General features: G+C 37.5%; 20 protein-coding genes. 6 read left to right on the top strand and 14 right to left on the bottom strand.

Annotated elements, in window-relative coordinates; translation table 11 throughout:
- The first annotated feature begins 51 nt into the window (after nt 1–51).
- The 6 genes from LS68_RS05310 (at nt 52) to LS68_RS05285 (ending at nt 3,959) form a co-directional block, all read left to right on the top strand.
- Nucleotides 52–969 (top strand): arginase family protein, encoded by a 918-nt coding sequence (locus LS68_RS05310; RefSeq protein WP_138091176.1) that lies wholly within the window; start codon nt 52–54, stop codon nt 967–969.
- A 195-nt stretch (nt 970–1,164) separates the two neighbouring features.
- A complete protein-coding gene (locus LS68_RS05305) occupies nt 1,165–1,599 on the top strand; it encodes an SMR family transporter (protein WP_034370479.1) in 435 nt (144 codons plus the stop codon).
- The gene (locus LS68_RS05300) at nt 1,596–1,910 is read left to right on the top strand and encodes a multidrug efflux SMR transporter (protein WP_034370475.1); all 315 of its coding nucleotides are present in this window, start codon (nt 1,596–1,598) and stop codon (nt 1,908–1,910) included. Before LS68_RS05305 ends, LS68_RS05300 begins: the two co-directional genes overlap by 4 nt.
- Before the next feature lie 89 nt (nt 1,911–1,999).
- Complete coding sequence (locus LS68_RS05295) at nt 2,000–2,383, top strand: MmcQ/YjbR family DNA-binding protein (RefSeq protein WP_052100229.1); 384 nt, start codon at nt 2,000–2,002, stop codon at nt 2,381–2,383.
- A 119-nt stretch (nt 2,384–2,502) separates the two neighbouring features.
- Nucleotides 2,503–3,078 (top strand): CatB-related O-acetyltransferase, encoded by a 576-nt coding sequence (locus tag LS68_RS09915; RefSeq protein WP_347232421.1) that lies wholly within the window; start codon nt 2,503–2,505, stop codon nt 3,076–3,078.
- Between the two features lie 134 nt (nt 3,079–3,212).
- The gene (locus LS68_RS05285) at nt 3,213–3,959 is read left to right on the top strand and encodes a DUF1919 domain-containing protein (RefSeq protein WP_158621824.1); all 747 of its coding nucleotides are present in this window, start codon (nt 3,213–3,215) and stop codon (nt 3,957–3,959) included.
- Nucleotides 3,960–4,165: 206 nt separating this feature from the next.
- Here the strand turns inward: LS68_RS05285 and LS68_RS05280 are convergent, their stop codons facing one another.
- From LS68_RS05280 to LS68_RS05215, 14 genes are all read right to left on the bottom strand, one after another.
- Nucleotides 4,166–5,164 (bottom strand): hypothetical protein, encoded by a 999-nt coding sequence (locus LS68_RS05280; RefSeq protein WP_034371946.1) that lies wholly within the window; start codon nt 5,162–5,164, stop codon nt 4,166–4,168.
- On the bottom strand, nt 5,161–6,063 hold the full coding sequence (locus LS68_RS05275) for an aminoglycoside 6-adenylyltransferase (RefSeq protein ID WP_052100424.1): 903 nt from the start codon (nt 6,061–6,063) through the stop codon (nt 5,161–5,163). The genes LS68_RS05280 and LS68_RS05275 overlap by 4 nt, the downstream gene beginning before the upstream one ends.
- A 4-nt stretch (nt 6,064–6,067) precedes the next feature.
- Nucleotides 6,068–6,565, bottom strand: a complete 498-nt coding sequence (locus tag LS68_RS05270; protein WP_034371943.1) for a methylated-DNA--[protein]-cysteine S-methyltransferase — start codon at nt 6,563–6,565, stop codon at nt 6,068–6,070.
- Nucleotides 6,566–6,586: 21 nt separating this feature from the next.
- The gene (locus tag LS68_RS05265; RefSeq protein WP_034371940.1) at nt 6,587–7,171 is read right to left on the bottom strand and encodes a pyridoxamine 5'-phosphate oxidase family protein; all 585 of its coding nucleotides are present in this window, start codon (nt 7,169–7,171) and stop codon (nt 6,587–6,589) included.
- 4 nt (nt 7,172–7,175) lie between these two features.
- Nucleotides 7,176–7,910, bottom strand: coding sequence for a hypothetical protein (locus tag LS68_RS05260; RefSeq protein WP_034371937.1), 735 nt, complete (start codon nt 7,908–7,910; stop codon nt 7,176–7,178).
- A 60-nt stretch (nt 7,911–7,970) separates the two neighbouring features.
- Nucleotides 7,971–8,426: an ankyrin repeat domain-containing protein gene (locus LS68_RS05255; RefSeq protein WP_138091172.1), complete on the bottom strand. Its 456-nt coding sequence runs from the start codon at nt 8,424–8,426 to the stop codon at nt 7,971–7,973.
- A 12-nt stretch (nt 8,427–8,438) separates the two neighbouring features.
- Complete coding sequence (locus LS68_RS05250; RefSeq protein ID WP_034371931.1) at nt 8,439–11,519, bottom strand: type I restriction endonuclease subunit R; 3,081 nt, start codon at nt 11,517–11,519, stop codon at nt 8,439–8,441.
- 320 nt (nt 11,520–11,839) lie between these two features.
- Nucleotides 11,840–12,817 carry a DUF3644 domain-containing protein gene (locus LS68_RS05245; RefSeq protein WP_034371929.1) on the bottom strand — a complete coding sequence of 326 codons (978 nt, stop codon included), beginning with the start codon at nt 12,815–12,817 and terminating at the stop codon, nt 11,840–11,842.
- Between the two features lie 20 nt (nt 12,818–12,837).
- Nucleotides 12,838–13,206: a hypothetical protein gene (locus LS68_RS05240; protein WP_034371926.1), complete on the bottom strand. Its 369-nt coding sequence runs from the start codon at nt 13,204–13,206 to the stop codon at nt 12,838–12,840.
- Between the two features lie 48 nt (nt 13,207–13,254).
- Nucleotides 13,255–14,466 (bottom strand): restriction endonuclease subunit S, encoded by a 1,212-nt coding sequence (locus tag LS68_RS05235; protein WP_138091170.1) that lies wholly within the window; start codon nt 14,464–14,466, stop codon nt 13,255–13,257.
- 425 nt (nt 14,467–14,891) lie between these two features.
- A complete protein-coding gene (locus LS68_RS09910) occupies nt 14,892–15,026 on the bottom strand; it encodes a hypothetical protein (protein WP_277872304.1) in 135 nt (44 codons plus the stop codon).
- Nucleotides 15,023–15,298, bottom strand: a complete 276-nt coding sequence (locus LS68_RS05225) for a type II toxin-antitoxin system RelB/DinJ family antitoxin (protein ID WP_034371922.1) — start codon at nt 15,296–15,298, stop codon at nt 15,023–15,025. The genes LS68_RS09910 and LS68_RS05225 overlap by 4 nt, the downstream gene beginning before the upstream one ends.
- Nucleotides 15,299–15,354: 56 nt before the next feature.
- Nucleotides 15,355–16,848: a class I SAM-dependent DNA methyltransferase gene (locus LS68_RS05220; protein ID WP_034371920.1), complete on the bottom strand. Its 1,494-nt coding sequence runs from the start codon at nt 16,846–16,848 to the stop codon at nt 15,355–15,357.
- A 118-nt stretch (nt 16,849–16,966) separates the two neighbouring features.
- Complete coding sequence (locus LS68_RS05215; RefSeq protein WP_034371917.1) at nt 16,967–17,545, bottom strand: hypothetical protein; 579 nt, start codon at nt 17,543–17,545, stop codon at nt 16,967–16,969.
- Nucleotides 17,546–17,552 lie beyond the last annotated feature (7 nt).

Genomic DNA, 17,552 nt, shown 5'->3' with positions numbered 1-17,552 from the left:
CTTAAAGTTTGCGTGGGTTGAATTGTGTTATAATGATAAAAAGGAAACGCGATGCAACCCTCACAAACTTTGCCACGCACAGATTTTTCCACACTTCGGCTGCTCTACCCCCAATGGCAAGGGGGTGATGTCGCGAGCTGGTTTAAAGACCTAAGCCCAAAAGAAGCTGCACAGGGCTATGTTTTGGGCGCGCAGATTCTGAATTTGCTTGTTGATAGCATTGCCCCAAGCGCGAACACCGCTGTCGTGAATATTGAGAAAGATTTTATGCTTGATAGCGCGGGGCAAAGGGTGGCACAAGAGGGAATTATCGACAAAGCCCCGCTGTTGCGCCAAACCAAAGCCGCGTTTGAGATTCTCAAAACCCGCAAACCCGCAAAGATTCTAACACTTGGTGGCGAATGCGCGGTGAGCGTGCCGAGCTTTTGCTATCTTGCAAGCCTCTATGATGATGTCGCGCTTGTTTGGCTTGACGCACACCCCGACATTGGGTTGCCAAATGATGATTTTTATCAGGGTTACCACGCAATGGCTGTGAGTGCGATTATTGGGCAAGGGGGCTTGCAAGAAACCTTTGGCTTACCAAGTTGGTTAGAATCGAGCAAAGTTTTGCTTGTTGGGCTGCATTCAGACGAGGCAAAGCATTATGCGCCGCGTCAAAAAGAGTTTGGGTTAGCAAGCCTCGCGCCAAATGATGTCGCAAAGGATTCGAGCAAGATTTTGGGCTGGCTTGCAAAAAGCGGGGCAAAAAGGGTGATGATTCATCTTGATTTAGATGTGCTTGATGCGCGCGAGCTTTATGTCGCTGTGGGCAACACAGGGCAAATGAGCCTTGAGCAGGTTATGCGCATTATCAATGATATTGCGGCACAATATGAGGTTGTGGGGCTGACAATCGCTGAACATTTGTCAAAAGCGCATATTAAGCTTAGAAGATTGCTTGAGAATCTGCCGCTGGTGAAAGAATGATGCACTCACGCTTTTGGTTGCGCCATTGCGGCTATGGCTTTGATACTCGCTTAATCCTCGCGTTTTATTACTATGCTTTTGTTATCAACTTCATACTCCGCACCTATTCTTATCTTGTTCTTCTTTGATTCTACCTTTGTGCAAATTTTATTTTCGATAGGTTTCCTATCATTATTCTATTTCTAAGGATTGATAATGCAAAGTTCAAATGTTTCTCATATCTCAAACAATCTTGCTTGGGTGCTTGTCATCGCGGGTGGAATCGTAGAATGCTTTTGGGCAAGCGGGCTAAAATATGCCGATAATCTCTTGCTTTATACCCTTACAGGAATCGGGATTCTTTTCTCGTTTGTGTGTATGGTTTTGGCGGTAAAGAGCAAACTCGAAATTGGCGTGGTGTATAGTGTCTTTGTAGGGATTGGCACGGTGGGTATCGCACTTGCTGAAATTGTGGTGTTTAGCGAGCCGTTTTCGCTGCTCAAAATTGGGCTGATTGTGCTGCTGCTTATTGGTGTGATAGGGCTAAAACTCTCTACCAACAAAGAAGAAAACGCACAAGAACAGGCTTTAGCAGAAGGCTTTGCCAAAGATTTGGGGCTTGATGAAATTGTGCAAAAGGAGAGCAAATGAGTTGGGTTTATCTCTTTTTGGCGGGTTGTATGGAAGTTTTGGGTGTGATGACGATGAAAAAGTATTCTTTAAGCGGCGCAAAGATTTTCTTGCTTGGAATCTTAGTGCAATTTGCGATTAGCTTTAGCTTTCTCTCGCTTGCAATGCAAGAAATCGCAATGGCAACAGCCTATGCAATCTGGACAGGCATTGGCGCAGCGGGCGGCGTGGCGGTGAGCATTTTATTTTTTGGCGAGAGCAAGAGCCTTAAAAAACTCTTTTTTATCGCGCTGATTATCATTGCGGTTGTGGGGCTAAAGCTTGTTGCGTAGTTTTATCGCACCTTAAAGTTTTGGCGGGGTAAAATCTTAAAACTATGCCTCGCCTATTTAAGTTTTGTGTTTCAAGTTTTGGAGGGTTGATGAAACAGGTTTTTATGAGCAAAAATGCGCAGAATCTTTGCGCGTTTGCAAAAGAAAAATATGGTGATGAGTTAGAATTTTTGTGGCAAAAGTTCTCAAAAAATGCGATTTTGCGCAAGAAAAAAACCAAAAAATGGTATGCGGCTTTTTGTGTGGTGAGCAAGGCGCAGCTTGGAATGGACGATTCTAAAAAAGAGTGTGTTGAGATTGTGAATCTTAAGCTTGACCCGCAAGATGTTTTGGCTTTTGTGGATAACCAAAAGTGTTTTAAGGCTTATCATATGAACAAAAAACATTGGATTAGCATTTTGCTTAGTGGCAATGACACGCTGGAGTTTGAGCAAATGTGTAGATTCTTAGAGCAAAGCTATGCGCTTGCGTGATTTAAATATGGCAAAAACTGCATTAAATGAAAGGAGCAAAGTTGCAAAACCAAACTTTACCTAATCCCAATAATCCTTTTCCGATAGCTGGGAACAAAAATCTTATCTATGCCAAACCAATGATTAAAAACCCAAATATTATCGTGGGCGATTTTACTTATATTGCCGATAGCGATTTTGAAAGCCATGTGAGTCATCATTATGATTTTGTGGGCGATAAACTCATTATCGGTAAATTTTGCCAAATCGCCGCGGGGGTGGAGTTTATTATGAATGGTGCAAATCATCAGATGAATGCAGTTTCGACCTTTCCATTTTATATTTTAGGCTGGGAGGCACAAGCACCCAAACCCGCAGATTTGCCGCTAAGAGGCGATACGATAATCGGTAATGATGTGTGGATTGGGCAAAATGCGGTGATACTGCCGGGTGTGCAAATCGGCGATGGTGCGATTATTGGTGCAAATAGTGTCGTGGGGAGCGATGTCGCGCCTTATGCTGTCGTGGTGGGGAATCCTGCAAGGCTCATCAAAAAGCGATTTGACGAGGAGCTTATCACAATGCTGTTAAAGCTTAAATGGTGGGATAAAAGTATCGCTGAAATTAACGCGCTGATTCCGATTCTCACTAATGGGAATCTTGGATTTGTGAGGGAGGAGATAAAGAAATTACTTGCAGATTCTAAAATATCATAAATCTTTCTTTTTGAAGTATTTTTAAAAACTTTTCTGTAAAATCCGTTGAGCATGTAACCTGCAAGGTTTGCCTATTTCTTCTTAAAATGATACAATAAATCAAGAATATATTACACATAATGCAAGGAGCAAGTATGAGGATTTTATCTAATAATTGCATTGGTGGTTTTTTGTATCAAGATTATCATTTACCCTATCAAACTCCATTAGCAATGTTGCAGATTGCGCCTAACGATTTTGTGCAATTTTTGTCAAATCTTGATGATTATCTTGGCTATGAATTAGAAAATATAGAATCTCACAATACAAAAGTAATAGAAACTTTTGTATCATTGGGCGGAAGTGCTAATATCACCTTTCCTGTGGGGAAGCTTGGTGAAATTATAGTGTTTTTTCAGCATTCTAAAAGCTTTCAAGAAGCAAAAGAATCTTGGAATCGGCGGATTATGAGATTTCAAAAAGATAAAAGTCAGATTTATGTGATTTTAAATCTTATGGGGTATAGCCATTTTATGGCAAATAAAGAATCTGGTGTGCGCGTGATAAACGAATTTTTAGAGCTTCCCTATGAGAAAAAAATCCTCCTACATACCGATGCAAAAATCGCTAGTATATATCCCAACCAACAAGAAGTCGCTTATGTCGGGGAAATACAAAATGCTTGGTTTGACTTTATAGAAGCAAATCCGCATAATCGCAAAAATTATCATCGCTTTGATTTTGACAAATGGCTTGGTGTGTCTTGTCTGCAAACCAAAGATTCTGCTTTAAGGCGGATAAAATCTAGTATCAATCATAAAATTATCAATGATGCGGGGGGGGGGGGATACTCTCTTTTTTATCCCCCATCAAAGGCAAATTCAAAAAATTGCATGAGTTAAAAGACTTATATCATTTGAAGTCCAAATGAGTCGTTTTGTGGGTTGATATTGTGAGATTGCCCCTGTGAGAGTATCAAAGGCATTATTTCTTAATCAATGGGACAAAGTTTTACTTTAACTCCTTTAGAATCTTCGCATAAGTTTTAGATTCTGCACGATAGGGCAAGTGCGATGAGAGGCTGTGCGAGATGAAGAGCAATAAATATTCAATCCTCTTGCTCTGAAGATTCTCGCTCTATTTGGCTTTTGTGAATGTAGCCAATAACTGCTTTTTTGGCATCATCGACATTGGGGGGAAAATACAGCACTTTGAGCCATTGTGAGCGCGATTCGCCAAGATTCCATAATAGATAATCACTCCCTAGCTCTATGCGTCTTAGAATCTTACCATTGGGGCTTTCTCGTAGATTCACATAAGAATCCTCGCTCGTGAGATGTATTCGCATATCATATTCTATGGGATCTGCATATTTTTCCCTACCATATAACTTTTCTTTTGTAGGCTTTATAATCTTCATATTTTTTACTTGCATAGAATGCCCAAAACTACAAGCCGAAAAATCCGCACGAAAATAATCCCCCGCTTCTATCTCTGCCCTCAATGCAATCTCTCCCGCAAGATTATCTTTAAACCATTGCGGGATATAGGGTTCTAAAGCCTTATAATGCTTCATATTTGGTTTTAAATCAAGATTAAATCCATACTGCAAAAAACTAGGTAATTCTTTAGAATCTGGCTCAAACTCAATCCATTCTACACCAATAGCACATGCTCCTACACTATAATCCCTGATGACCTTTAGTGTCCCTGTAAGTTTCAGTGGCATTTTAAGTTTATAATCACACACTTTCTCCCCATCACTCCAAAAACATAGTGGCTCTGGAATAGTGCGCCCTGTTCTCTTATCAACCTTCTCTCCGAGATGAATAGATTCAAAATACTTTTTAGCAAACGCCATTTCCTTTTGGCAGATTTGTTCTGCTTGTGCTAGTAACCGCTCTGATTCTTCTTTAGTATCAGCGTTAAAAGCTTTACCTTCCAAATCATTTGCACAATATTGAGTAAGAAACTCATACCATTTTTCTTTTTCTTCCCAATCATTTTGCTGTGCTTGTGGGGAATCCGTCTTTATATCTTTTGAAACTTCAGAAGCATTTAAAAACAATGCAAAACAAATCCCAAAAATCATTAGATAAACTTTCATTTTAACTCCTTTAGAATCTTCGCATAAGTTTTTGCCTCTGTTTGGTAAGGAATGGTTTGAAAATCTTGAAAGCAAGAATACATAATTTTTTCTGCAATTTTAACAAAGAATTTTTCACAATTTTTAAGCGTTTGTTTTGCCTGTTTTTTGTTTCCAAGTTGATAGCATTCATAGAGTTTTTGTGTTTGTTTGGGTGTGAGAAACTCTGGCAAAAATTTGTATTCTTTGCCAAGCGAAAAAGCAAAATTATTTTGTGCCAACCCCACATACCACGAAAGCATTATCAAAAGTCCTTCGCGCATCATACTAAGATGAGCATTGAGAAGTAAAATCTCACCCCGCAAAAGATCTTTCACACAACACACATAAAGCCAATAAAATTCATTGCAACAATCTAAAAAACTTTGCTTTGTTAGAGGCTTAATATGAAACGCGCAATCACTTGCAGGGAGCGCGTCAGCAAATCGCTTGTCTTTATCAAGCAAAACCTGCATAAGAGGTTCATTGGTTTTATAAAACTCGACATCATCAAGTGGAATGAGCATTAAATCAAGGCGCACTCCATCATCAAAAAGACAAAGGTAGCTAAACCAACCCTCTTTTAAATCAGGAGGGTAAAGCTCCATTGATTCTGGTTTTTGGAGCATTAGAGACTTACCAAAATTTTGTAACCAACTATCGTCTTTGTTGTCTTTGAAAGTTTGCAATGTTTGTTTGTCTAAGAAAAATGAAATATCATAATCGCAAAAAATATCTTTTTTAATATTTGGATTTGCCCTTGAACCCTCGAGCGTAACCACGCGGATTGCTTGATGATTTTTAGCAAAATCAAGGATTAGAGTGAGAATCTCTTGTTCTTTGCGGATTGATTTGCGAAAAACATGTTTGCGTAGATTCATAGTATTATTTTTCTCCTTTTTCTAAATTGAGCAATTTTATTTTTTTATCAATCCCTGCGGCATATCCTGTTAAATTCCCCTTTGCACCAATCACACGATGACAAGGGATAATGATTGCAATTTTATTATGCCCCACTGCACCGCCGACTGCTTGGGCAGACATTCGCGCTAAGCCTCTTTTTGTGGCAAGTTGTTTTGCAATTTCGCCATAGGTGATAGTCTCGCCATAAGGGATTTTACAAAGAATCTCCCAAACTTCTTTTTGAAACTCTGTGCCTATACAATGCAGGAGGATTTTAAAGTTTGGTTTCACGCCTGAAAAATAAACATCAAGCCAAGTTTTGACTTGTTTAATGAGGCTTGTTTCTTTTTCTTGATGTCCTTTATCTAAAGATTTTGCATAGTTTTTTTGATTCTCAAACCATAGCCCAGTTAAACCAATATCATCTGCACTCAAAAGCATCTTGCCAAGAGGGGATTGGTAATGACTAATCGTTTGCATTTGATACCTTTGTCTTAAAATTTAGTTATCAAAATATTTTGCTTTGGCACTGATTTGCTCGAGCTTAATCGCATAAGTATTAAGATGTTTGCGCTCAAAATCCACAGAAGTTTGCACAAAAGCTATTTTATCGGGCATATATTTTTGGCATAATAAGCGCATTGCTCTATCTTGAGATTCTTTATCTTTTAAAAGAGAGATTGTTCCATAAGCAATCGTGCTTTCATATCCTGTTGTAAAGACATAACTACCAAGCTTTTTAGGGTCATCAATCGCAATCTGCTCTAGTTCGTCATTGCTATAAATATTTGGCACTTGCACTTGCCCCACAAAAACAAGACATACGCGTGAGCCATTGTTAAAAAAGCTTATCTTACGTCCTGCCTTTGCAGTGTGGATATAGATGTAGTTTTCATGATAGACAAATGATACTGGAATGCTAAAAATTTGATACTCGCTGTTTAGTTCGCCATTTTCAGTATATGCCTTTTGGTGTGGCTTAAACTCACAAACGCTTGAAGGTGATGCACTAAGCACACAATAAGGTGCTTTTTGCATAATCTCTATGGCTTTTTGTGTGTCTTGGAGTTTGTCTTTGCGTCTCATTTGTTTATCCCTTCATTGCATTAGCAATTTCTTCCTCTGTGATTTTAAGATTTTGTGGCACGTCTATTTTCCCTGAATGTTCAAAATAATCATTAAAATATGTTATGCTCCAAAGTATCTTTTGTCGAGCTTTAATATCATCGTGGTATTGCCTTAGCATTGCTAATAATTGCATTTTGAAACTCACATTATCAGCAGATAGAGCAAAGATGAAACTATTTAACACATTTAAACCATCAGCAGATTCATAGAAATATTGGGGCAATGTTTCTTTAATTGTTTCTTGTGCGATGATTCTAGGATATATTGCAATCTTTTCTTCAAAATCGATTGCTTCAAGCAATGCCTTCCCATAGACAAAAATATCATTTTGGAAAAACTCCCCTTCAGTAATCCCCCCTCGCAATAAATAGCCATGTCTTAAGGCGTCATTGGATATATTGCCAACAAGGTTTAGTAGAGTTTCTATTTTGACTTTTCTTAAAGGATCATTGTCTTTAAGATTTATTGCAAGCAGGATATTATCAGAAAATATTTTAAACAAAATCTCTCTTTTATCAAACATATTAGTTAAAACAACGCTATGAAATACATTAAAATATATAGAATTTAAATCATTTAAAAATCTCTCACTTTCTTTAGACATCAAGTTTTTAGCCCCAAGAACATCTAAGTAAGCAAGGCAATGGGGAGAGGTATGAATTTGCTTTAAGAGTGCCATTTCACCTGTTCTTATCATTAAACATTCCTTTTATTTTTTCTTATAATATGCTTAATATTCTGTGTGTTTAAGAGATTCCTAAAATCCTGCCCAAAGCCTTTTGAAAAAGCCTATTTTTCTATCGGAATATTTGGCAAGAAGTTCTAAAATCTCTTTTCTGCGAAACATAATCGCAAAGTCATAAGGTGTCATTCCCATAGGATTCTTAAAATCGGGGTTTGCTCCATTTTCTAAAAGAAGACGCGCAATTTCTGCATAGCCTTTATAGCACACACCCGAAAGCGGGGTAAGGTTTTTATCATTGACTTTATCCACTTCAGCTTTGTATTGTAATAATAATTTCACACACTCTAGGCTATTATGATAGCTTGCAAGCATTAGCAAAGAATCCCCTTTATGATTTGTGAGGTTTGGGTTTAATCCATTTTTGAGCAAGGTTTCTAGGTTTTGAAAGTCATTATTTCTTGCCATATCAAACGACATTGCACAAAGTTCTTCTAATTTGCTTTGTTCTTCGGGTGTGAGTTGCATGATTGCTCCTTGATATTAAAGTTTAGATAGTTCTTCCGCTACAAGTTCGGCTTGTTCTATCACCCTATCCACCGCAAGTTTTTGCATATCTGGCGGATAGCCATATTTTTTAAGCACTCTTTTAACTGCTACACGAATCTTTGCCCGCACATTCTCTTTGTGTTGCCAATCAAGGGTGATATTTTGCTTGAGCGTATTAAAAACAGCAATAGCAAGTTCTTTAAGATTATCTTTGCTCATTAGCTCTCTTGCACTTTCATTTTGTGCGACAGCTTCATAAAAGGCATATTCATAATCTTTTAGCCCCAAATCTTGCTTTTGTTTCTCATCTAATATGAGTTCTTTGCTTAGGGCAATCAGCTCTTCTATCGCTTCACTCACACTAATGAGATTGTTTTGATATTTGTGCATTGTCTTTTTAAGCCGCTCCATAAGGCTTTGAGCCGAGATTGTGTTTTTTAATCGTGCAGAGAGTTCATCGTTTAAAAGCTTTTGCAAAGTTTGTAAGACAAGGTTTTTGTGCTTATGATGTGCAATTTCACTTAAAAATTCTTCTGATAAAATGCAGAGATTTGGCTTTGAAATCCCCGAAGATTCTAATAAATCAATCACCCCATCACTCACAATCGCATCATTAATGATTTGTTTGATTGCGCTTTGTGAGATTTGAGCCTTACTCTCCTCTTCTCGCTCATATTTCTTTAAACTTCTTTTGATTAAATCAAAAAACGCAACACCCTTTGCTAGATTCTCTGCTTCTGCACAAGGCAATGCCATAATATATGCTTTTAAAAGCCTTGTTGCAAAGTCTAAAAATCGTTTTTTGCCATTGTCTTGTGCAAGGATAATTTCGAGAGTTTGGGCGATAAAAGCGAGTTTGTCTTGGGTGAAGAGATTGAAATATTCCAAAGGGTTAATGCCACAAAGCATTTGCAAAAGAATCTCATAGTTTTCTTGCATTTTTGCAATAGCTTTGTCTTTATCTTCCACAAACTCACCCTTGCCACCGCTTTGGGTATAAAAATCTAGTGCGTTCTTTAACTCATTTGCGATTCCTAGATAATCTACAACTAGCCCCGCAGGCTTGTCTTTATACACACGATTCACCCTTGCAATGGCTTGCATCAAATTATGCCCACTTAAAAATTTATCCATATAGAGTGTGTGCAAAGGCGGGACATCAAAACCTGTAAGCCACATATCGCAGACAATGACTAATTCTAGCTCATCATCAATATCTTTAAACCTCTTTGCAATCTCGCTTCTTTGCTCTTTGGTCGTGTGGTGTTTGGCGAGCTTTACACCATCATCACTATTTGCAGTGATAATAACTTTGAGTTTGCCTTTTTGATAAGATTCATGATGCCAAGAGGGCATTAAAGCAATGATTTCATCATACAAAGAAGCCGCAATCTCTCGGTTCATACAAACAATCATTGCTTTGCCTCTTAACACCTCTTGCCTTTTACTAAAATGTGCAATAATATCTTTTGCTACAACCTCAAGCCGCTTTTTTGCACCAACAATCTCGCAAAGTCGCGTAGCTTTGGCGTTGATTTTGTCTTGCTCCTCATTTGCAATCAACCTAGAATCAAGCTCTTTTAATATCTCTTGCCCTTCAACACTAAGCCCAATTTTAACCAACCGACTTTCATAATAAATCTTCACCGTGGCGTTGTCTTCTACCGCCCTAGCAATATCATAAATATCAATATATTCTCCAAAAACGCGCCGCGTGTCTGCGTCTGCTTTTTCTATCGGTGTGCCGCTAAAACCTAGATAAGTCGCATTTGGCAAAGCGTCTCGCAAATATTTAGCATAACCATAGCGGAGCTGTGCCTCGTCATTTAACCTTGCCTCAAATCCATATTGGCTTCTGTGGGCTTCATCGCATAAGACAATGATATTTTCTCGCATACTCAAAAGTTCAAAGCTCTCACTTTCGCTTCTAAATTTTTGAATCGTGCTAAAGATAACGCCTCCACTTGCTCTTTTGAGCTTTGTTTTTAAATCTTCTGTGCTTGTTGCCATTATGGGTTCTGTGCGTAAAAGCTCTTTTGATTTTGCAAAGGTCTGATAGAGTTGCTCATCAAGGTCGTTTCTATCAGTGATGATTAGTAATGTTGGGTTTGCAAAAGTCGCAATCGCCTTTGCACTAAAAAACACCATTGTAAGGCTCTTGCCGCTACCTTGTGTGTGCCAAACCACCCCGCCTCTTTTGTCATTGCACATTGCGACTTTTACCGATTCGATTGCCTTTTGCACTGCATAATATTGATGATACGCGGCAATTTTTTTAATGATTTGTGTGCTTGCTAAGCCCCTTTTGTCGCTCAAAGTTTGCTTTTCAAACACGACAAAAAAGCGCAAAATCTCTAAGAGCATGCGAGGTTTTAAAACCTCAAGGATTTCTAGGGGGAGTGATTTATCCTCGCTTCGCCATCGCATAAATCGCGTAAAATCTGCGCTTAAACTCCCGACCTTGCTATTTAGCCCATCGCTTAGCACACACAAAAGATTTGGGATAAAGAGATGTGGAATCTGTGCTTTGTAAGTTTGAATCTGCTGATACGCACTTTCTAAAGTCGCGTTTAAATCAAGAGGATTTTTAAGCTCGCAGACGACTAAGGGCAAACCATTCACAAACAGCACAATATCCGGTTGTTTTGGCATTTGCACATGAAAATATAGTTGCTTACACGCGACAAAGGTATTATTTGCTAGATTCTCAAAATCTATCAGGTGCAAGAGAATGCCCCGCGTCTCACCCTCAATAAAGACTTCAAGCGGGATTCCGCGTGTGAGATAAGCGGTGCATTTGGCATTTGCCTCTAAAAGCTCAATATTTTCAAGGGCTTTGAGCTTTTGCAATGCCTCATCAAGCAGTTTTTCTTGAATCTCTTGATTGAGATTGAGACTTTGCAAAGCATTTGGGATTTCAAAATTGATTTTGTGCACAGTTTCTCTAAAGACATTTTCTAACACCCACTCGCTGCTTGTGCGCTCTAAATCTTTGCCACTCTTGCATTGATAGCCTAGAGTTGCTAAATGCTCTAAAAGCAAGGATTCTATGGCTTTTTCGTTGAGTTTGTCCATTGCCTACCTTTGAGGAAAAATAAAATAAAGGTATTGTATCAATAGTTTGCTTTTTAATAAATGGAGACCAAACATCGTGCAAGTAATTATTCGCAAAGTAAGCCCTTGAAGAACCCTTGCCGCATATGCTAAGCAAGGGGTTGCAGGATAAATCCTACAAGAAACGCAAACATTATATAAAATATTTTTTTAAACATAGATTAATTAGTTTTACTTAGAGGGATTCTAGGGCTTTTTCATTGAGGGGGTTGGTGGGCATTATTTTTCCTTTTTATGGATATTAAAACATCATAGTGAAAATTATATTAAATATAATGGTTTTAAATTAATTCGTCTTTATGTTCCTGACAATATCTTTCGACTTCATCAACCCATTTTTTATACCAATACCATTTCCCCTCTACATTTACTCCATAATGGAGGTTTGATTCTTTCGCTTTTTTACTTCTCCATAAATCTGTATGCTTGTGTATTGAAAAATTTGTATAGCCTTTGTCTTTCATTAATTCTACAATATGTTTTGGTAAAAACTTTTCTTTTTCTGTTTCTTTAACAAAGGCGTAAGATTTGGCATAGCTTTGATTAATTTCTTGCGCTAATTGAGAATCGCTTTTTATAAATTCTATCACTTTATCAGCCTGTCCCCTATGATTTACTGATTTAGGTATAAACAAAATCCTATAAGAGAATTTAGGACTATTAAACTCATCATCAGATAAACTATCATCAAAGGTTTGTATATAATTTAAAATATTTTTGGGTAAAGTGGAATCCTGCAATAAATCTTTTTGTTCCTCTGTAATACTTGAAAATTGAATACTAAAAGACAAATATTTATCTATTCCCTTATCATTAAATAATTTCTTAAGATAATCATTGTAATTCAAACAGCAAGCCTGAAATCTAGCACTTAACAAATCATCTATTTTGGTTGTCATTTGGTGCTCTATTTCGTGTCTTAACCCTATAAGAAATTTTAAGTTATTACTTGTATTATTGTCTATTGGACTATTCTCGTCTTTCAAACATCTTTCTAGCTCCCAATATTTATAATTTCCATTTTTTGTTTTATGAAATTTCTTTCTTTTGTTTCTAGCTTCACAATATCTATAATCTACTTTTTTAGATTTATAATAAGAATGCAGCAAATATGTCCAAGCAATAATGATTAAAACTATAAAACTTTCAGATTTAAAAAGCATATTTGGATTATTAAAGATTTGAACCGCTGCCAATGCAGATTCTTTGGATTTTTTTAACAATTCACTAGAAATAGATTTTAACTTTCTATTTCTCATTTTTTGCCTTTCCTCAATCTTTAGTTTTTAATGCAATCCTGCGAGTTCTCTAAAGCTAAGCGTCTGTAAGCCCTATATGCTAAATAGCCACAAATAATCCCTGCTATAAAAATAGCAATATTTTTTAAAGTCTCTTTATTGATTGCGAATGTGAAAGATTTATTATCCTTTACATTGGGTGCAGTATTATTTTGTTGGATAATATTCACTTGATTAGAAATGTTATTTGTAGTTGTTGTTAATTGGTTGTGTTGGGTTTGGTGATGTTGGGAATCAATTGAGGATTTTTTATTTTCATTCTTTCTCGTTTCAAAATATATTGTTAGCAGAATACCAAAGATAGTTAATATTATCCCAATAATGTCAGAATAATTTGAAATCGTTTCCAAGATTACTCCTTGAAAGAATAAATTTTTAATTCTAGCATATTTTTCATTTCACTCCTCCATTTTTTCATTAAAAATTTTTGATAAAACCAAATCCCGCATTTGCTCTAAAGATTGGATTTGTTTTGAGTTGTTGTAGATTTTATCAAAATAAACACTCACTAAAGAATGAAATTTTTGCAACTCCATATCATCGGGACATAAAATTGGCATATTTGAAAAATCTGTTGTATTAAGATTTGCAGTTGCTGTTCCACCACTTGCCATAGCTTGCAATTCATTATAAGATTCTTTCATGAAACAATACAGAAAGTATCTATAATATTCTTGAGCAGGAATAATAGAATTAATCTGTTGATTGGTTTGAGATTCAAAAGCATTCATAGAAACTACACCAACAGTAGCTATGCAGCTAACACAAATACTTAAGGGTGGCAATGTTTTAGTGTGTTGAGATTGTAATCCCTTTTGCGTTAAGCTATCGGTTGTCTTAAAAACAAAAGTTTTATTGTGCATATCAGGAATTTTGACAAAGGGTATCCCGCCATTAAAATATTCCTTTTTCATTTTTGAGGGAGTTTTACCACAAACTATTTTTCCATAATCCCCCAATTTGCCTATTTTCCATTCATTGCGGTTGGGATTCTCTATAAAATGATGGCGGACGAGAGTGAGGGCGAGGGATTCTAAGGTTTGGTTTTGGCGGTGGAGTAAGTCAATTTTATCATCAAAGCTACTTAGAATCTCTGCGATTTGGTTTTGGATTGGAAGGGGTGGGAGCTTAAAGGTAAAATCAGACATTTGTTTTGCATTAATATTTGGCTGTGCTGAACCACCTAATGCACCATTTACAAATTCAATCCACCCTCTATCTTGCAGACAATAACTAATAAAATGAGGATTGGCTATATTGGGATTTGCTCTAAATCTTATCAAGTATGAAGCAAAAATACATTGAGTTTTGGTCTTTATATATTTATTGTATCCAGCAGTTGCACCCGTCCTTGCGATAACAATATCACCAACTTTTAACAAGTATTTCTCTAAACTTTTAGAATCTATATTACAATATGGAACAGCATTCCAATCAATTTGAGAAGGAACAATATCCGTAATTCGTAAAAATTTAGTTCCTGTATTCTGTGCAATAGCACTTGCTGTATAGCCGTAATCAACCTTTAAACATATCTCCCCCAACCTTACTTCCCTCCATTCCTCTTTATGGAGCGATTCGAAGAAATTCACGCTAAAGCTTTGACCCATTGCTTTCCTTTTGGGATTGTAAAAGAGATTCCATTATCACGCTCCATTATGTTTATTTATTGCTTTTGCTTGATTAAATCATTATTTATGGTATAATTCTAGCTCATTCACGGCGGTGCTTTACCGCCATTTGCATTTTAGAATCCAAATTATCATTTTTTATATTTCCCCACGATTTTTAAAACTTGCATTAAGATAATTATACTACAATTCTAGCAGTTCAGAGGGCTAACCTGCCGAAAGTGCGGGGAACTCTTCAGTGAGAGGCTACTCTGAATTTCTTTTTTATCTCCTTATGGATTCCATTTTTACCCAATCGCAAATCTATTATTTATAAATCCCCCCGCGAGAATCTGCCTTATAAGCATAGATGATTAGAATCTTATCTTCTCTTGTTTCATAGAAGATTCTATATTTGCCAACCCTTAATCGATAGTGGTTTTCATAGCCTTGAAGCTTTCTAGTATCTTGAGTGTTGTTATAAGGATTTTAGGGGCTAAATCGCGGTGTTTGAGCAAAAACTTTTCTACCTCTTTGCTGTATTCTAAAATACCGCTCATAATCCAAGCTTCTTTTTTAGCTCTTCGTGGCTTATCGTCTCGCCCCTCTCTAGGTCTTTTAATGCCTTTTTGTAAGCTTTTTCATCTTCTTGTGTCCAAATCGTATCGGGGTCAATGCTACTACTAAGGCTAAAGGGAATCTCGCCGGTTTTTAGCACCTTGTAGGCAAATATTCTAAAGGCTGTGCCAAGGTCTAGCCCCATATCCTTAAGCATTACTTCTAGCACTTCTTTGTCGTTGCTATCCATTCTAAACTGCACAACTGAAGTCATTTTGTGTCCTTTTGTATGTGATTGTATGATTTTGTAGTGCATTATAGCACAAAAGGTTATTTTTGTTCACCGCCCAGCAATGCTAGGTTTTGCAAGATTTTCTCACTCAAAATCTGCTCCTCTGCAATCTGCTTTTCAAGCTCGACTTTGAGCCGCGAAAACTCGCTTTCAAAGTCAAAATCTTGCTCATCTTCAGCCAAGCCCACATAGCGTCCGGGCGTGAGGACAAACCCAAGCTTTGCAATCTCTTCAATGCTTGCACTTTTGCAAAATCCCTTGATGTCTTCATATCCCGCATTCTTTTGCCATTTATGGTAAGTTTCCGCGATAGTTTCTATATCTTCTTGGCGCAAGATTCTGTTTTTGCGGTTGATGAGTTGCCCACAATTGCGTGCGTCTATAAAAAGTGTGTTTGTGTGGCTCTTGCCGCGTCTAATAAACCACAAACACGCGGGGATTTGGGTATTTAAGAAAAGCTTTGCAGGGAGATTGATAATACATTCTATTAAATTAGATTCAATAAGATTTTTGCGAATCTGCCCTTCGCTGCTTGTGTTGCTTGTTAGCGAGCCTTTGGCAAGCACAAACCCAGCTCTGCCTTGTGGGGCGAGGTGGTAGATAAAATGCTGAATCCACGCATAATTAGCATTTCCGCTTGGTGGTATTCCAAACTTCCAACGCCCGTCATTTTCTAGCAACTCACCGCCATAATCAGAGTCATTAAAAGGCGGATTAGCGATAATAAAATCGGCTTTTAAGTCTTTATGTGCGTCATTAAGAAAACTTCCCTCGCTATTCCATTCAACCTGTGAAGAATCAATCTGCCGAATGGCGAGATTCATCTTTGCAAGTCGCCAAGTGGTTTGGTTGCTCTCTTGTCCATAGATTGAAATATCATCAATCTTGCCTTGATGACTTTGCACAAAAGCTTCACTTTGCACAAACATTCCCCCGCTGCCACAACATGGGTCAAACACGCGCCCTTTGTAGGGTTCTAAGCACGCGACAAGCAGTTCTACGACACTCTTTGGCGTGTAGAATTGCCCGCCTTTTTTGCCCTCACTTAGTGCAAACTCACCCAAAAAATATTCAAAGATATGCCCCAAAATGTCGTTATTATGGACACTATCACCCTGCAAGGATTGGTTTGAGAGTAAATCAATCAACCCACCAAGTGCGATAGAATCAAGATTTTCTTTGGCATAGACTTTGGGCAAAACGCCTTTGAGGCTTGCATTTTCTTGTTCAATTTCTTGCATTGCTTTATCTAAAATTATGCCAATATTGCTTTGTTTAGCTTGGCTCATAATATAATCCCACCGCGATTTTGGCGGGACAAAAAACGCATTATGCGCATGGTATTCGTCTCTATCTTCTGTGTCTCCACCCTCATTTTGCACGATGTCAAAGATAACTTGAAAACTATCACTAATATATTTCAAAAACACCAGCCCAAGCACGATATGCTTGTATTCTGCTGCGTCTATGTTTTTGCGGAGTTTGTCGGCGGATTTGAAGAGGGTTTTTGCTAGATTTTGTGTTGTTGCCATTGTTTGTTTTGCCTTTTATATCCTTCAAATTTGGAACACTTATTTTTGTGTGCTTTTTATAAGATTTTGTATTTTGGCATTATAGCCTATTTGTTTCAGAAATGAGATTCTAAAGTTTTTAGGGTATCCATTCGATAATTCCCTGTTGTGGGTGATTTGCCCTCCATTGTAAGAGTTCTTTAAGAGTTTTTACATTTCCCTCTATTACTGCTTGATAAATTTCTATTCCTGCAATATGTGTTTCATCAGGTATTTCATATTTGAGTTTAAGAATCGTCTCTTTTTGTTCTGCGCTCATGATTGCAAGGATTTTTTCTGCTTGTTTTTCAAAATATCCTGCATATTTGCTGCCTTGCACGATATGAATCATATCAATTTGCCATTCTTGCGTGTCTTGATACCACGCGTGCCATTCTAGGCAATTATCTTCTTGGTCTAAAAGATTGCGATATTCGATATGAGTAATGCGAGGATTGCTCGCAATTTTTGCGATAGCGGCAAAACTTTGTGCAATATTCAGTTGTGGTGTATAGATATGAAAGTCAATATCACGATGTTTGGCGAGCAAACCCATTTTGAGCGAACCAATAAGGTTAATTTGCGCACCGATACTTTGCCAAGCCTGCTTGATTTGGCATTCTTCGATAATCGCAAAAGCTTTTTGTTGATTGGTCTGTGCAAGGTGGGAGGGGTGCATTGGAATC

This window comes from Helicobacter sp. MIT 05-5293 (assembly GCF_000765665.2).
Classification (GTDB): domain Bacteria; phylum Campylobacterota; class Campylobacteria; order Campylobacterales; family Helicobacteraceae; genus Helicobacter_C.
Note: the sequence above shows the minus strand (reverse complement) of the source record. Positions and strands in the feature narration are given on the sequence as shown.

Bases quoted from the DNA above. Each gene is read 5' to 3' on its own strand.
- LS68_RS05310 (WP_138091176.1), top strand. From the start codon at position 52: ATGCAACCCTCACAAACTTTGCCACGCACAGATTTTTCCACACTTCGG.
- LS68_RS05305 (WP_034370479.1), top strand. From the start codon at position 1,165: ATGCAAAGTTCAAATGTTTCTCATATCTCAAACAATCTTGCTTGGGTG.
- LS68_RS05300 (WP_034370475.1), top strand. From the start codon at position 1,596: ATGAGTTGGGTTTATCTCTTTTTGGCGGGTTGTATGGAAGTTTTGGGT.
- LS68_RS05295 (WP_052100229.1), top strand. From the start codon at position 2,000: ATGAAACAGGTTTTTATGAGCAAAAATGCGCAGAATCTTTGCGCGTTT.
- LS68_RS09915 (WP_347232421.1), top strand. From the start codon at position 2,503: ATGATTAAAAACCCAAATATTATCGTGGGCGATTTTACTTATATTGCC.
- LS68_RS05285 (WP_158621824.1), top strand. From the start codon at position 3,213: ATGAGGATTTTATCTAATAATTGCATTGGTGGTTTTTTGTATCAAGAT.
- LS68_RS05280 (WP_034371946.1), bottom strand. From the start codon at position 5,164: ATGAAAGTTTATCTAATGATTTTTGGGATTTGTTTTGCATTGTTTTTA.
- LS68_RS05275 (WP_052100424.1), bottom strand. From the start codon at position 6,063: ATGAATCTACGCAAACATGTTTTTCGCAAATCAATCCGCAAAGAACAA.
- LS68_RS05270 (WP_034371943.1), bottom strand. From the start codon at position 6,565: ATGCAAACGATTAGTCATTACCAATCCCCTCTTGGCAAGATGCTTTTG.
- LS68_RS05265 (WP_034371940.1), bottom strand. From the start codon at position 7,171: ATGAGACGCAAAGACAAACTCCAAGACACACAAAAAGCCATAGAGATT.
- LS68_RS05260 (WP_034371937.1), bottom strand. From the start codon at position 7,910: ATGATAAGAACAGGTGAAATGGCACTCTTAAAGCAAATTCATACCTCT.
- LS68_RS05250 (WP_034371931.1), bottom strand. From the start codon at position 11,519: ATGGACAAACTCAACGAAAAAGCCATAGAATCCTTGCTTTTAGAGCAT.
- LS68_RS05245 (WP_034371929.1), bottom strand. From the start codon at position 12,817: ATGAGAAATAGAAAGTTAAAATCTATTTCTAGTGAATTGTTAAAAAAA.
- LS68_RS05235 (WP_138091170.1), bottom strand. From the start codon at position 14,466: ATGGGTCAAAGCTTTAGCGTGAATTTCTTCGAATCGCTCCATAAAGAG.
- LS68_RS09910 (WP_277872304.1), bottom strand. From the start codon at position 15,026: ATGAGCGGTATTTTAGAATACAGCAAAGAGGTAGAAAAGTTTTTGCTC.
- LS68_RS05225 (WP_034371922.1), bottom strand. From the start codon at position 15,298: ATGACTTCAGTTGTGCAGTTTAGAATGGATAGCAACGACAAAGAAGTG.
- LS68_RS05220 (WP_034371920.1), bottom strand. From the start codon at position 16,848: ATGGCAACAACACAAAATCTAGCAAAAACCCTCTTCAAATCCGCCGAC.
- LS68_RS05215 (WP_034371917.1), bottom strand. From the start codon at position 17,545: ATGCACCCCTCCCACCTTGCACAGACCAATCAACAAAAAGCTTTTGCG.